At 42.7% G+C, this 15,371-nt stretch carries 14 protein-coding genes and 2 pseudogenes; 2 read left to right on the top strand and 14 right to left on the bottom strand.

What is annotated here, in order from left to right:
* Positions 1-117: 117 nt before the first annotated feature.
* From thyA to QU661_RS01570, 11 genes and pseudogenes are all read right to left on the bottom strand, one after another.
* Positions 118-948: a thymidylate synthase gene (gene thyA, locus QU661_RS01615; protein WP_304990030.1), complete on the bottom strand. Its 831-nt coding sequence runs from the start codon at positions 946-948 to the stop codon at positions 118-120.
* Between the two features lies 1 nt (position 949).
* The gene (locus QU661_RS01610) at positions 950-1,339 is read right to left on the bottom strand and encodes a Mini-ribonuclease 3 (RefSeq protein WP_304990029.1); all 390 of its coding nucleotides are present in this window, start codon (positions 1,337-1,339) and stop codon (positions 950-952) included.
* Entirely contained in the window at positions 1,332-2,735 is a 1,404-nt protein-coding gene (cysS, locus tag QU661_RS01605; RefSeq protein ID WP_304990028.1) for a cysteine--tRNA ligase, read from the bottom strand. Before cysS ends, QU661_RS01610 begins: the two co-directional genes overlap by 8 nt.
* 67 nt (positions 2,736-2,802) lie before the next feature.
* Positions 2,803-3,393 carry a chromate transporter gene (locus tag QU661_RS01600; protein WP_304990453.1) on the bottom strand — a complete coding sequence of 197 codons (591 nt, stop codon included), beginning with the start codon at positions 3,391-3,393 and terminating at the stop codon, positions 2,803-2,805.
* A complete protein-coding gene (locus QU661_RS01595) occupies positions 3,393-4,055 on the bottom strand; it encodes a chromate transporter (RefSeq protein ID WP_304990027.1) in 663 nt (220 codons plus the stop codon). Before QU661_RS01595 ends, QU661_RS01600 begins: the two co-directional genes overlap by 1 nt.
* 59 nt (positions 4,056-4,114) lie before the next feature.
* Positions 4,115-5,851, bottom strand: coding sequence for a proline--tRNA ligase (locus QU661_RS01590; protein WP_304990026.1), 1,737 nt, complete (start codon positions 5,849-5,851; stop codon positions 4,115-4,117).
* Positions 5,852-5,853: 2 nt separating this feature from the next.
* On the bottom strand, positions 5,854-6,324 hold the full coding sequence (gene ispF / locus QU661_RS08350) for a 2-C-methyl-D-erythritol 2,4-cyclodiphosphate synthase (RefSeq protein ID WP_334307224.1): 471 nt from the start codon (positions 6,322-6,324) through the stop codon (positions 5,854-5,856).
* 69 nt (positions 6,325-6,393) lie between these two features.
* A pseudogene (locus QU661_RS08345) lies at positions 6,394-7,044 on the bottom strand (IspD/TarI family cytidylyltransferase); the annotation flags it as partial.
* A 176-nt stretch (positions 7,045-7,220) separates the two neighbouring features.
* Entirely contained in the window at positions 7,221-8,309 is a 1,089-nt protein-coding gene (locus QU661_RS01580) for a PIN/TRAM domain-containing protein (protein ID WP_304990024.1), read from the bottom strand.
* Positions 8,310-8,399: 90 nt separating this feature from the next.
* Entirely contained in the window at positions 8,400-8,873 is a 474-nt protein-coding gene (locus QU661_RS01575) for a CarD family transcriptional regulator (protein ID WP_304990023.1), read from the bottom strand.
* Between the two features lie 233 nt (positions 8,874-9,106).
* Positions 9,107-10,276, bottom strand: coding sequence for a prealbumin-like fold domain-containing protein (locus tag QU661_RS01570; protein ID WP_304990022.1), 1,170 nt, complete (start codon positions 10,274-10,276; stop codon positions 9,107-9,109).
* 394 nt (positions 10,277-10,670) lie between these two features.
* Between QU661_RS01570 and QU661_RS01565 the strand changes: the two genes are divergently transcribed.
* Positions 10,671-11,357, top strand: coding sequence for a response regulator transcription factor (locus tag QU661_RS01565; RefSeq protein WP_304990021.1), 687 nt, complete (start codon positions 10,671-10,673; stop codon positions 11,355-11,357).
* A complete protein-coding gene (locus QU661_RS01560) occupies positions 11,338-12,765 on the top strand; it encodes a sensor histidine kinase (RefSeq protein ID WP_304990452.1) in 1,428 nt (475 codons plus the stop codon). The genes QU661_RS01565 and QU661_RS01560 overlap by 20 nt, the downstream gene beginning before the upstream one ends.
* A 184-nt stretch (positions 12,766-12,949) precedes the next feature.
* Here the strand turns inward: QU661_RS01560 and radA are convergent, their stop codons facing one another.
* The 3 genes and pseudogenes from radA to QU661_RS08410 form a co-directional block, all read right to left on the bottom strand.
* Positions 12,950-14,326 carry a DNA repair protein RadA gene (radA, locus tag QU661_RS01555; protein ID WP_304990020.1) on the bottom strand — a complete coding sequence of 459 codons (1,377 nt, stop codon included), beginning with the start codon at positions 14,324-14,326 and terminating at the stop codon, positions 12,950-12,952.
* Positions 14,327-14,523: 197 nt separating this feature from the next.
* Positions 14,524-14,910 (bottom strand): low molecular weight protein-tyrosine-phosphatase, encoded by a 387-nt coding sequence (locus QU661_RS01550; protein ID WP_334307216.1) that lies wholly within the window; start codon positions 14,908-14,910, stop codon positions 14,524-14,526.
* A 351-nt stretch (positions 14,911-15,261) separates the two neighbouring features.
* Positions 15,262-15,366 (bottom strand): annotated as a pseudogene (locus QU661_RS08410) (IS200/IS605 family transposase); the annotation flags it as partial.
* Positions 15,367-15,371 lie beyond the last annotated feature (5 nt).

The raw sequence follows: 15,371 nt of genomic DNA, 5'->3' as shown, positions 1-15,371 counted from the left end.
ACTTCACCTCAGTTTGTTATATTCGTGCGCTATGCACTCACATGCTGATATTAACATTCATATAATATTTAAGACGGCACCTCGATATAGCTACGGCACCGTCTGTATAATCTCGAATTAAATCGCTACTGGAATGTTTTTCACCTGCGGGTTCTTCTTGTATTCCTCGACGATTAGATCCTCAACTGTGAAGTCGTAGAAATTCTTTACCTCAGGATTTAGTGTCACCTTAGGCGCAGGATACTGTGGACGCTCGATGAGCTCCTTAACTATATCCACGTGCCTATCGTAGATATGAGCATCTGAAATCACGTGTATTAGCTCCCCCGCCTTGAGACCGCTAACTTGTGCAAACATCATCAGAAGCAGTGCATACTGCACAACATTCCAATTATTTGCTGTCAGTATGTCCTGCGAACGCTGATTTAGAATCGCATTGAGCGTATCGCCTTTTACATTGAAAGTCATGCTGTATGCACAAGGCTCTAAGTTCATCTCGCTTAGATCAGCAAAGTTATACATGTTAGCCATGATTCTTCTGGAGCATTTGTCATGCTCAAGCAGCCACAGGATATTATCGACCTGATCCATCTCGCCCTGTTTGAACTTATACTTAACCCCCAGCTGGTATCCATACGCCTTACCGATGGTGCCGTCTTCACCAGCCCACTCATCCCAGATGTGACTTCCGAGGTCAGAAACCCTGTTCGACTTCTTCTGCCATATCCACAGTAGCTCGTCAAACGCGAGCTTGATAGCCGTAGGTCTTACGGTAAGAGCAGGAAACTCCTCCTGTAAATCATATCTATTTACCACGCCAAAATTCTTAATCGTATGCGCAGGTGTTCCGTCTGGCCAGTGAGGTCTTACTTTCTGCCCTTCAGTGCTAAATCCATTAGCAATTATATCTTCACACATGCTCACAAACAGTTTATCCGCCTTGCTCACTCTAATCCTCCTCAATAATTCGGACAGCCTCTGCCAAAACTTCCTCAAGTCTGGTCTCATCTCCATCCATATGAAGCGCACCTATCAGTGCCTCAAATCCCGTAGCAATCTTGTACTTGCGTGGGTCAGCATTTTTAGGTCTCGATGTCGCACGCTTATTCCTTGCGCGCTTAACGAGTTTCTGCTCCTCTTCCGTTAGAAAATCATTCATCATGGACTTTATAGCCTTGGCCTGCCCATCAGAAGACACGTATGATACCGCCCTCTTATGCACCTTGCCAACATCGCTTTTGTTACGTCCAATTAAAAGTTCCCTGATATGTAGTTCGTAGACAGCATCGCCTATATAGGCGAGCGCCGTCGTATTCATGCTCTTGATATCGTTATGCATCTGCTTTAATTATCTGAACTCCCTGTGGAGTATCCTTGAGAGTATATCCCATACTAGCCAGTTGATCTCTGATTTCATCAGCTCTAGCCCAGTTTTTCTCCTTACGAGCCTGCTGTCTCTCGTCTACGAGGGCCTGGATATCCTCGCCTACCGCATTTTCACTACTTCTCTGAAGCACACCAAGGACGTCAGCGAGTTCATGGATAATCTCGAGAGCCTTTCCCGCAAACCCCTTTGATGCTCCACCTTCAATCTCCACGTTAATAGCCGAAACTAGCTCGAAGAGGGCACCTATAGCACCTGCAGTATTAAGGTCATCACTCATGCACTCTATGAATTTTTCCTTATAGTCTATAAACGACTTAACCGTCTCCTCTTCCTTCTCTGTTATCTTATCAGAGCCATTCTGAACGAGGAACTCCAAAGTCTCGGTAGCGTTTATAAGCCTATCATATCCCTGCTTAACATGCTTCATACCTTCATCGCTAAAGTTGATAGGTCCTCTATACTGAACGCTCAGTAGGAAGAACCTGATAAAGTCACCGTCGTACTCCTTACGAATATCTCTAACTGTAAAGAAGTTATTTAGCGACTTCGACATCTTCTCGCCATCAACCATGATGTATCCGTTGTGCATCCAGTAGTTCGCAAAAGGAGCGCAGTTGCACGCCTCGGACTGAGCGATTTCATTTTCATGGTGAGGGAACTTGAGATCCTGCCCGCCGCCGTGAATATCTATAGTTGTGCCGAGATGCTTCTTGGACATAGTCGAACACTCGATGTGCCAGCCTGGCCTACCCTTGCCCCAAGGAGAATCCCATGCAATCTCATCATCTGTCTTCTGTGCTTTCCAAAGAGCAAAATCAAGAGGGTCCTTCTTAACCTCCCCGATAGCAATCCTAGCACCAGACTCTAGGTCGTCAATATTCTGTCCTGATAGCTTCCCGTACTCCGGGAACTTGCGCGTGATGTAGTAAACGTCACCATCAGCCTCATACGCATAACCTTTCTCAATTAGCGTACTGATGAACTCGATGATATCCTCGATATGCTCGGAAACCTTAGGGTGCACGTCAGCCTTTATTACGTTGAGAGCTTCCGCATCTTTGAAATACTCTTTGATGTACTTCTCCGATACCTCAAGTGCCGGTAATTTCTCTTCCTTTGCCTTGTTGATAATTTTGTCATCAACGTCTGTAAAGTTCTGCACGAACTTAACGTCATATCCGATATATTTAAAAAACCTACGCAGAGTGTCGAACACTACGAACGGTCTAGCATTACCTATATGAAAATAGTTGTAAACCGTAGGACCACAAACGTAGATATTGACTTTTCCTTCATGGATAGGTACAAACTCTTCCTTGCGTCTAGTCATAGAGTTGTAAATCTTCATTTCTTTCCTCCACTAAATCATGTATCGACTTATTTCGTCATTTCCCATTTGGGTATAGCTGTTTTGATTATACACCAACGACAGCGCCTACGCACGCAATAATGACAAGTACGAGCATCGGATTTATCTTAAATTTTTGAATTAACAGTATAGTCAGTCCACAAAGAACTATCGATATCACATCTATGTGCATGCCCCCTACGGAAACCGTCATGTCTCGAAGTACCGAGAAGTTTCCACCAAGAGTATGTTCTGGCATTATAGCCGCCTTTCCGATAGTGATTACCGCCGCCGCTATAAGTCCTACAGTTGCTGGCCTGATACCTTCGAGGGCTCCCCTAACCGCAGTGCTTTCTTTATAGCGCTCTACAGCGTTTGCAACCATAGCGATAATTATAAATGCAGGGGTTGCAACCCCTAAGGTCGCCAGCGCCGATCCGAGGTATCCCCCGACTTCGTATCCCACATACGTAGCAGAATTGACTGCCACTGGTCCCGGGGTAACTTGGGCGATCGCAACGATATTTGCAAACTGCTCAGGGGTTATGTTCGTAAATTCTTTGATACTATCGTATATAAGCTGGATGATTGCAAGCCCACCACCGAATCCGAAAAGTCCTATCTTAAAGAAGGCAATAAACAACTTTGCTAACAGCATCACTCATCGTCTCCTTCTTTATTTTTCTCATATACTTCAATTACATCTGCTTGTTCATCCCTCTGCTTTACAAAAGCTTGATGGTCTCTCTCATTTGCATCTGATACAGATTTTTCGCAACCTCTAGTGTCGATAGATGACTTCGTCAAAAAAGCATACCCAATGCCGAGAGCCAGGAATAGCACGATGATATAAACCACATTTATCTTGAGAACAGCAATAAGTATGAAACTACCTACAGCACCGATCGCACTGAAAGCATCCTTAATAACGCCCTTAGCAACCTGATATACGGCAATAATAATAAGACCAAGTGCCGCAGCCCTAAGGCCTCCGAGCGCTCCTTGGACGTATGGATTGCCGTCTATAAAATTCATACCTTTTGCTATAATAACGATTATCACAAACGAGGGAAGTATCACACCGAATGTTGCAACAAAGGATCCAATCAGCCCTCGCTTCTTGAATCCTACGTAAGTTGCCATATTGATGGCGATAACACCTGGTAACCCCTGACAGATAGCGATGATATCTATCATCTCATCTTCAGTGAACCACTTCTTGTCTTTGACCATAATATTAGAGAGGATGGGAATCATAGCGACCCCACCCCCGATTGTGAACAAGCCCAGTTTGAAAAATGTGACGAATACTTCCAGCATTTTTCCTCCTAATTCTCAGGACTGTAAATCACCTTGTAATTAATATTGTACCTCCGGTATTATAATCCGAAGATTTCCTTGTCAACGAGTTCTACCGCTGCCTTGATTGCATCCTCTGCCGAAAGAACCTCATTGCTCTCTTCACGTCTTAACTTGTACTCAACGTTTCCGTCCTTAGCAAGCTTACCAACTGTAATTCTAATAGGAATACCAATTAGGTCCGCATCGTTGAACTTAACACCAGCTCTCTCATCCCTATCATCTACGATAACTTCAACGCGCTTAGCTTCTAGTTCTGACTCAATCTTATTAGCAAGATCCATCTGAATCTCATCCTTAGGGTTGATAACAGTTACAATTACATGGTATGGAGCGACTGACATTGGCCAGATGATACCCTTATCATCGTGACTCTGTTCAACGACAGCCTGCATAGTTCTTGTAACACCGACTCCGTAGCAACCCATCCAGTAGATCTGGTCTTCGCCATTCTCATCCTTATACGTTGCATTCATTGACTCTGAGTACTTAGTTCCTAGCTTGAAGATCTGACCAACCTCGATACCTCTTGTGTGCTTGATTGGAGCTCCACAGTGTGGGCATGGATCGCCTTCCTTGAGCGTCTTGATATCTGTCACGATATCTCCAACGTAGTCTCTGCCATAGCAAACACCCTTCATATGGTGATCTTCCTTATTAGCTCCAGCAACCATGTTCTTAGTTCCAACTAGCTCGCTATCGACAACAATCTTGCAGTTATGAATTCCTACCGGTCCTGTAAATCCACCAACGATTCCTGTAACAGGCCCCATCTCATCCTCGTCTGCAAACTCTATATAGTGCTCAGGTATTCCAAGCGCATTTACAAGCTTAATCATGTTAACGTCTCTATCTCCTCTGATAAATACGCAAACATAATCAGCTGGATTTAAATCCTGATCAAATGTAGTGAACATGAGCGCCTTTATAGTTTTCTTTTCATCCACTTCCAGATAGTCACATACATCCTTGATAGTCTTGGTTCCTGGTGTATAAACTACCTCTAATTCTTGTTCTGGCTCGTCTATTGGCTTCTCATCGATGCACTCAGCTCTCTCGATGGTAGCAGCCATATCACACTTCTCACAGTATGCGATTTCACTCTCGCCAACATTAGATAGAGCGGAAAACTCGTGGGAGTTGCTTCCACCTATTGGGCCGTTATCGGCCTCTACAATTCTGAAGTCTAGCCCGCATCTTGTAAATGTTCTTACGTATGCTTCATACTGCAGTCTGTAGGCCTCTTCTAGGTCTTCTGGAGTTCTGTCAAATGAATACGCATCCTTCATGATAAACTCGCGAGATCTCATCAGACCATATCTTGGACGAGCTTCATCACGATACTTAAACTGGATGTGGTATAGCTGAAGAGGAAGTTCCCTATATGACGAAATCTCCTGCTTTACAATGTTAGTACATAGCTCCTCACATGTAGGAACAAGGCAGAAGTCTCTACCATTTCTATCCTTGATTCTCCATAGTTCTGGTCCATAAGCGTACCATCTACCGGACTCCTTCCAGAGTTCAGATGGATTTACATGAGGCATGTGAAGCTCCTGGCAGCCAATTCTATCCTGCTCCTGTCTTACTATCTCTTCTATCTTTCTGATTGTCCTCCAGCCAAATGGCATGAAGGTATATATACCAGCAGCTTCCTTCTTAATTAGGTTAGCTCTGATCATAAGCTTGTGGCTGACTAGTTCTGCTTCGTTTGGTGCTTCTCTCAACGTCTTGAGATGGAGCCTCGATAATTTCATAGTTAAAATCTCCCTTCTATTGTGCAAACAGCTTGCGCTGCAATGCCTTCTTCTCTTCCGGTAAATCCAAGCTTCTCTGTCGTCGTAGCTTTCACGTTTACCGCGCCAACGGACATCTCAAGTGCCTCGGCAATGTTCTCTCTCATCTTATCTATATGCGGTGCCAGCTTAGGTCTCTCTGCTATTATCGTGATATCGACATTGCCGATACTTACATTGCCAATTATCTTCTTGACCTCACGAAGAAGCTCTACGCTATCTGCACCCTTATATCTCACATCTGTATCAGGAAAATGCTTTCCTATGTCGCCTAAGCATGCTGCTCCGAGCAACGCGTCCATCAGAGCATGCGTTGCCACATCAGCATCCGAATGTCCGACTAGCCCCTTGTCGCTGGGGAGTGGAACCCCGCACAGTATAAGTCTGTGCCCTTCGGCGAGTCTATGAACATCATATCCTGTACCTACTCGTATTCCCATAGGGATGTCCTTTCCGGTAGTTATTTTGGTATTGACATAATCTCCTTCAACGAGCGCTATATCTATCCCAAAATATTCCGCGATAGAGGCATCATCCGTACCGACATATCCATCACCTCTCGCCTTGTCGTAAGCAGCCATCAAACTGCCTAATTTAAAGCACTGCGGCGTCTGCACAGCGACCACTCTATCTCTATCAATAGATTTACTATTAATTATAGGATAATCATTATGTGATGACAAGTCGTTAAAAAATTCACTTGTTGATTTTTTTGTAATTCTGAGCGAATCAATCATTGGAACTACAGTGCACGTAGCCTCGTTATCTCTCATGGCTGCTATATTTCTATCTATGATTTCATCAGTAATCTCAGTCCTCGCTGCATCATGAATCAATATTACTGCTTCGCTAACTTCTAAAATGCCATTGTCATCAGATTTGCAACTCTCAGCTAGATAGCTTGAGATCGCCTGCAAACCATTATAAACCGACTCACCTCGAGAATTCCCGCCATACGAACATCGGACAGGCTTGTTGTACAAGTGTTCTATCCTATCCGCTATTTGAAAGAATATCTCATCGTATTCTCTATCTTGTGGTATGAGGAGAAATACCGCATCTATATCCTCATGTGATGCAAAAACTGACGCTGTTCGCTCAATCACCGTCGTCCCCTTGTAGCTTAGAATCTGCTTAGGAATTTCAGTTCTCATCCGCGAACCTTTGCCTGCTGCTGCGATAAGTGCAATATGGGTGTTACGAGCCTCATTCTCTGTAATACGCTTATAATTATTTGTTTTAATTGTTATATCCGTCCTTTATCTAGTCTAAAAAGAATTTACGCCCTTGCGCTCATGACTCTTTTAAGTAAGTCAATTACATTATCGCATTATGTATTGAGGCGTGCAAATATCATTTTGCCTGCTGATGTCTGTATCACGCTCGTAACTGTCACTACCACACTTTCAGCGATATGGTCAACACCGCCCTCAACTACTATCATCGTGCCGTCATCCAGATAGCCAATGCCCTGCTCACGGTCTTTACCACGCTTAACGATGTCAACGAGCATCTTCTCACCAGGAATAACTACAGGTTTAATTGCATTTGCCAGTTCATTGATATTAAGCACCTTAATATCATTTATAGTTGCTACTTTGTTGAGATTGAAATCAGTGGTAATCAAGTTGGCATTTATTTCACATGCTAGCTTAATAAGCTTTACATCCACCTCGGCAATGTCGTCAAGATGCCTGAGCTTAGTAGTGTTATTATAGACCTCTACGTTAAATTCGTTTCTAATCTGATTTATGATATCGAGTCCTCTTCTTCCACGGACACGTTTGATGTTATCACTAGAATCGGCAATATGTCGAAGTTCATCAAGCACAAATGTAGGGATGACAATCTTGCCATCGATGAATCCTGCCCTCATAATGTCGAGTATTCTTCCGTCGATTATTACGCTCGTATCAACGACTTTAGGTATACCTGCATGAACTTTTTCATGGTTGCGAATTGCAAGGTTATCAAGAGTTTTTCGATTCCCCTTGACCTTAGCTGACGCGACAACAAAACCAAAGAAACCAAGCACAAGGTATAGTGCAATCGTAAACACTGAATACCATAGTGGTGGCAAAAGCGATCTATAACTCATAGAAATTATTAATGCGATAACTAGTCCTATAACCACTCCAGCAGCATCGATGAAAATCACATCTATAGATACATCCTTAAGATCATGCTCGATATACGACGACGCTTTCTTCTGTTTGTTAATGAGTGTCGGTGCGAAAATTCTAAAAATAAGTCCGAAAATGATGACGAAAAGCACCAGTATGCTAAAATCCGCTACACTCGTGACAACAACTTTATTGAAGCTTACATTCTTAAGTTCCATTTGAAGTACGCAAAACAAAAGACTTCCGATAATGCCGCCAATAACGAACAGAATCGCAGAATATAGTTTCTTAATCAATTTATCACCTCCTTTTGCCAAAAATTAAACAATCGTTTTTATAATAATGGGCACTTGCGGTCAAGGCTTGACACACAAGCACCCTAATGGCTAAATGTTAGATTCGACGAGGCTATCTGCCTCGTCGAGAGAAAGTCCTCCTGCGAGCACAAGTTCACTCTCGAGGATTTGCTTAGCATTTCCGAGGAGTTTCTTCTCCCCTGTCGAAAGCTTCTTGACTCTGTCACTACGAACAAGGTTTCTCACCACACAGGCAACTTCATAAATATCCCCAGTGCGAAGCTTCTCTGTATTCTCTCTATATCTCCTATTCCAGTTATTAGACATCTTATCTGACTTGTCACCAAGGACTTTAAGCACTCCTTGGATATCTTCCTTACATATGATAGCCCTAACTCCCACCTTGTCCGAATTATCGACAGGAACCATCACGTGCATCTTGCTGTACGGGAGGCTTACATGATAATAGCGGCAAATCTCACCGAGAACTTCTTTTTCTTCGATTTCAGTAACAACTCCCGCTCCGTGCATTGGATATGCAATACTATCTCCAATATTGAACACAGCAGCCTCCTTTCTCTACAATCAACATATTGAAATTATAATATAATTGCATTTTTTAAGCAACACATGAATTTTTCAGATTAGCATGTTCAATTCATGATGTCAATATATTTATGAATAGTTGCTACACATTGATATATAAAAGACAAGGAATTAGAGTTTAAACTCTAATTCCTTGAATATAGAGTATGATTCAAAACCATACTATAAGTTCTGATGAAGAAAGTTGCTATTTATTTCTGTAGGCGCTTGCGCATGTACAATGCAGCCAGTATCGTCGCTACAGATGTAGCGAATACTACAACAGGCACAGTCAAATCAGTTTTATCTCCTGTCTTTGGCGACTTTGGTTTCTTTTCAAGAGTATTATACATAACAACATGTTCCTTCTGCCCTGCAACAAATTCTATTTTTTCATTACTAAGCTGATAACCTTTAGGTGCTGCAAGCTCGCTCAATATATACTTTCTACCATTTACAAGATTCTTGATATCATGAGGGGTATCTGTAGAAGTCCATTCATCTACAACATCGCCACTCTCAGCATCGATAACCTTCATCTGTGCGCCAGGCAATTCACTCTTATTAGTTATATCCTGTTTGCTTATCTTTACATCATTGAATTTAAGCCACGTTACCTGGAATTGTGTAACTGCTGTCTTATCCTCAATTATTCTAAGAGTACCTATATCCTGCTTACCTCTCTCGGTCTTGACAACTAAAGGCTCATATTTAAAGTTTTTTCCGATTTCGCCTGTGCTATAAACTCCGCTTACACCTGGATTAGCTTCAAGATGGAAAACATCACCAACAGAAAGGGTTACTTTACCTGTAAGTACAGTTCCATCCTTCTTAACTACCTTAACTCCATTTGGAACATTGAACGAAAGTTTTTGGCCTGCTGTACCTTTAACTTCATTGTCCTCAGTCACCTGTACTTTTCTCTTTGCATCCCAAGATGTTTTGAGATTTTTCTTCGCAAACTGAGTAATCCCACTTGGTGGCATAGGCTTGCTATTAAGGAAATCCTTAAATTCCTTCACTCCCTCAACATTATTATAGTTGTTAACATTGCCATAGAAATCACTCAACGCAAGTGAAGTTATAACTACACCCTTAGCCTCATCACCATTAAATCCTTCCCAAGGTTCTGCGCCATACTGTCCATAATAAAGTGCTTTTGCAACATTAGTATTATTATAAATCTCTTCACTTATTGGATTTGTTCCTGAAGGATCACCATTATGAGATTCCAAGCAGAAGCACTTGTGTTCCCCCTTGTATATGAATATAGTTGCACGATAACCTTTGTAATTTCCAACATTCTTTGCAACTATGTCATTAGCATCTGCGTTTACACGTTTAGGCATCATTGATACAAAAACTGTAAAAATTAATGTCATAATAGCAAGAATAAGGAGAAAATGCTTACCTTATTCTTAAACCAATCTGATTGTGAGTCATATAAACCTCCCATTTATAAAATAAGTGTGTTAATGTGTATATTATAACACATCATAATCACGTCATGGTAACATAAATCAGCAAATTACCATTTCTTCGTTATTTTATAAAAGCTCTAAACTTTCTGAACTGATCATCACTAAATGATAGAGTTTGATAAACAAAATTCCAAGTATACTTTTATGATTCAATATACATCCACACTTTACAATCTTGTTTTCTTCAATGGATTTCCACAATGTGAAGATACGTTGTGATATAATGTACGAAATTCAGGAACTTTAATCCAAATTAGTGTTTTATATTGTTCGCATGATGTGAAAGGAACGAGATATGAAAAAACTACTTGTAGTAGATGACGAAGCAAAAATCAGAGAGGTCATCAAGGAATATTCAGAATTTAGTGGCTATGAGGTTACAGAAGCCGCAGACGGAATGAGTGCTATCGGGCTATGTAAGCTTAACGATTATGACTTGATTATCATGGATGTAATGATGCCTAAACTAGATGGATTTAGCTCTGTTAAGGAAATCAAGAAGTTTAAAGATATCCCTGTCATCATGCTTTCGGCAAGAGGAGAGGAATATGACAAACTATTTGGTTTCGAACTAGGTGTAGATGACTACGTGGTAAAACCATTCAGTCCTAAGGAGCTTATGGCTCGTGTAAATGCTGTTATTACAAGACACGAAGGTGCCGACAACGGAACTAGCAACATCATGAAATTCGATGGACTCGAGGTTAACTTTGCAGCTCGTACAATTTACATAGACGGTAATAGAGTAAATCTCACACCTAAGGAGTATGATCTTCTCTTTTATCTGATACAGAATAGAAATATCGCACTATCACGAGATAAGCTTCTCTCTGACATCTGGGGGTATGATTTCTTCGGTGACGATAGAACCATTGATACTCACATCAAGAATCTGAGAAATAACCTCGGTCCTTACCGTGATTTTATCGTTACACTAAGAGGCGTGGGTTATAAGTTTGAATATGAAGACAAAGAAAAGTAAATGGGATCCGAACAGTATACGTGCTGTATCGCTTATGTACTTTATGGTCTTTGCCGCTGTAATCCTTCTCATGGTATGGTTCATGCAGAGCTTTTTTATGAATACTTACTACGAGCGAATGATGGCCCAAGAAGCGCAGACGACGGCAAACAAGCTAGGCAACTATTATTCTACTAACAAAGATAATTTCGATGCGTATGCACGACAAGCTGCTGATAGAAACGGTCTCTATATAAGACTCGAAACAGCTGATTTGACTTCAGAATACGGAAACAGTGGCTTGTCACAGGGCGACCTCCCTCATTATCAGTTTGAGATTTCAGATGCAAAGGATAAGCTCGCTAAGAGCTCTCTAGGCAAAATTTCCCTCACTGTCACTGAAAAAGGAAATAAGGCATCACACCTAGTATACGCTACATATCTCGGGAATCGTGATGACGGAAATATTCTGTATATGATTGCTCCTCTATACCCGGTGGAGTCTACCATATCCATCTTACGTTCACAGCTGCTATACATCACGTTTATAACGTTGATGATTGCCAGCATGCTCGCAATCATAATGTCAACTTGGTTATCGCTACCTATTGCGAGCATCACGAAATCCGCTGTACAGCTGAGTAACGGCAATTATAACGTGAATTTTAATGGGGGGATATTTACCGAGACCAACGAACTAGCTAGGACGCTCAATAAAGCTTCATATGAGATGCAGAAGACGGACTCATATCAACGAGACTTGATTGCTAATGTGTCACACGACCTAAAGACTCCCCTAACAATGATAAAATCATATGCCGAAATGATTAACGATATATCAGGAGATAATCCCGAGAAGCGTGCTGAACATCTCGCAGTTATTATCGCAGAGGCAGATAGGCTCAACAAGCTTGTATCTGATATGCTCTCTGCTTCAAGGCTTCAGTCTAACTCAGCTGAGCTAAACATGACTAAATTCGATATCGTAAAGGCCGCTACAGAGGTAGAAGAGACATTCGAGGTGCTGAATCAGCAAGAGGGCTACAATATATCCTTCAACAAATGTAAGACTGCGTATGTATATGGTGATTACGATAAGCTTAAACAAGTTATGGCAAATCTAATATCCAATGCTATTAAGTATTGTGGCAAGGATAAGTACGTGCGAATCGAACTCAAGAAAGTCGGTCGAAATGTTAGATTCGATGTAATTGACCACGGTGACGGAATAGCTGCTGAAGAGATATCCCACGTATGGGAACGCTATTACAGAACTAGCGCTAACCGAAATCGCAACATAGAAGGGACTGGCCTCGGCTTATCCATCGTAAAGGGCATCCTAAGCCTCCACAACGCTAATTATGGGGTTGAGAGTGAAGAAGGCAAAGGAAGCGATTTCTGGTTTGAACTGGCTACTGTCAAAAAATAGATTGTGAGAGATAGATAAGTTCAGCGTACTATATGACAGAAGACGTTTTAGGCAAGACACAATTTAATGATAGGAAAACAGGAAGGTGAGCAGTTCAATAGTCACCTTCCTGTTTTGGTTTTTGATTATAAGCTGTACTGGACGCGGCAGCCGCAGGACAAGCTGCTGCGTCCAGGATTTGATTTTAGTTCCTGTCTATAAAGGCTTTGATGGCAGACGCGAGGCTCTCTGCTCCTACAACCTGGATATCAGCATTAGGATTTGACACCTTGACATTGCCCCGTGGCAAGATCACGGTTTCGTATCCTAGTCTAGCTGCTTCACTTACTATACGGTCAGCATTCCTCACCGCTCGCAGATTGCCGGTAAGCCCGACCTCGCCGAGCGCCACTACGCGGCGAGGCGAGGTGCGCTCGAGGAACGAGCTGTAGATCGCGAGCGCGACGGCCAGGTCTGCACCTGGCCCATCGGGCTTCAGTCCGCCGACCACATTGACATAAACGTCATGATTCAGCAACGAGATTCCGACTTTCTTCTCAAGCACAGCCAGAATCATATTGAGTCTATTATTATCGATACCGATTGCGCTTCGGCGCGCGAAACCGACATTGGCAGGCGTCACTAGTGCCTGAATTTCAAAGAACACAGGACGGCTGCCCTCATAGAGCGCCGAAGCGACCGAACCCTCTTCCCTGATATCCGAGCTCTCGAGCAGAGTTCCCGACAAGTCTCTAACTTCGGTCATACCTCTAGAGCCCATGCTGAATGCCCCAATTTCCTCGGTGGTTCCAAATCTGTTTTTGACAGAACGAAGAATCCTGAGATCTCTATCTCGCTCACCCACAAAGTTAAGCACGCAGTCAACCATGTGCTCGATAGTCTTAGGCCCAGCGAGGTCACCTAACTTATTGACATGAGCAACTATGAAAATCGGCACATTATTTGTCTTAGCATACTTCATGAGCAGATTTGAACACGCACGAATCTGCGTGATGCTGCCAGCAGTGTTGTCCAGCTCCTCCGAATACATCGTCTGAATTGAATCTATCACAAGGAATTTCGGTTTTGTCTGCTCACAGGCCGCAAGCACACTATCTATGTTGTTCTCTGGAAAAATGAACAGATTATCAGACAGATTTTCGCATACGCGGTCAGCCCTTAGCTTCACCTGTTCCTCAGACTCCTCACCGCTAACATAGAGAACTGTTCCATTATTAAGCGCAATCGAATTGGCAGACTGAATTATCAGTGTTGACTTCCCAATTCCAGGTTCACCAGATATCAGAATCATCGAACCGAGCACGATTCCGCCACCGAGAACTCTATCGAGCTCACTAATCCCAGATGTAATCCTCGTGTAATTTCCAGTCCCCACGCCTTTTAGCTTTGATGGAGTCGCCCTGCTAGTCGTCCTCCTGCGCGCGTCACTATCAGCATCCGGTTTAACCTTTTGCTCTACAATCGAATTCCACGCACCACAGTAAGAGCACTGCCCCTGCCAGCTCGGAAACTCGTTGCCACACTCCGCACACATATATACTGATTTCACTTTCTTAGCCATCTAATTCAAATACTCCTTTAAAATCGGATTGTCATGAGCTCGCAAGAGTGCCTCTGTTCCTAATGAGACACTTCATCTGCGCTACTACGCCTATCCACTAGAGGTCAATCTCTGCTTTGCCTCGCTCATACATTACTTCAGCGAGTCGCTGTTTCATTTTAAGCTTAGCCTGTCGTTACTCCGTTCCTCTTCCTATCTTACCTCAATTCCCTGAGTAAGCCCCTGCATCCATCCATGACATCATTATACGTCACATCAAAATCCCCTGTATACCAAGGATCTGCAATACCACCACTTCTGCCCGCATGTTTGAGCAGTAGCGAGACCTTGCCCTCTTCATCGCTACCGACAAACCTCTTTATGTTGCGCAGATTATTCTCATCCATGGCTATCAAATAGTCAAACCTATCGTAGTCATCCTCTGTCATCTGCCTTGACCTATGCGGTATAACGGGTATTCCCTCTTTCCCGAGTTTCTTCACCGTTCCGTAGTGCGGTGGATTTCCGATTTCCTCCCTGCTAGTCGCAGCAGAGTCTATTTCAAATTCATCGCTTAGCCTCGCTTCATTCACGAGGTGCGTCATTACCGATTCTGCCATAGTTGAACGACAGATGTTGCCGTGGCAGATGAATAAGATTTTTGTCATAGTTTTGATTTGCTCCTTTTTGCACAAATCCCTGTTTTACATGGGCTTCTGTGATTTTTGTAAAAAGTTCTGAAATGACTGATTGTTACAAATCAGAGCAGAATTTAGCAAGTTATTACTACCTGTTAGTAGTAACATTAGTTGTAAAACGAAAATTATTACTATTAAGTATTATAATAATATCCCCGCGTCGAACGCGTGGTTGTTAAGTAGGTGGGCAAAGCCCTCTGCTCCTCTCAGATACGTCCACCGCACAAACGCGGTCTATCAGTTGCGTTTTGCCTTAACCTACTTTTTCTTTTTCCTGAACGCTCCAGATTCGCTCATGGTTAGCTGGTCTCCCATTTTATCTTTCAGTTGTTTTGATATATACTCGTGTATTCTTGCTTCGTTTTACT

It is taken from the genome of Mogibacterium neglectum, assembly GCF_030644205.1.
Taxonomy (GTDB): Bacteria; Bacillota; Clostridia; order Peptostreptococcales; family Anaerovoracaceae; genus Mogibacterium; species Mogibacterium neglectum.
The sequence above is the reverse complement of the archived record's forward strand: the minus strand, read 5'-3'. Positions and strand labels throughout refer to the sequence as shown.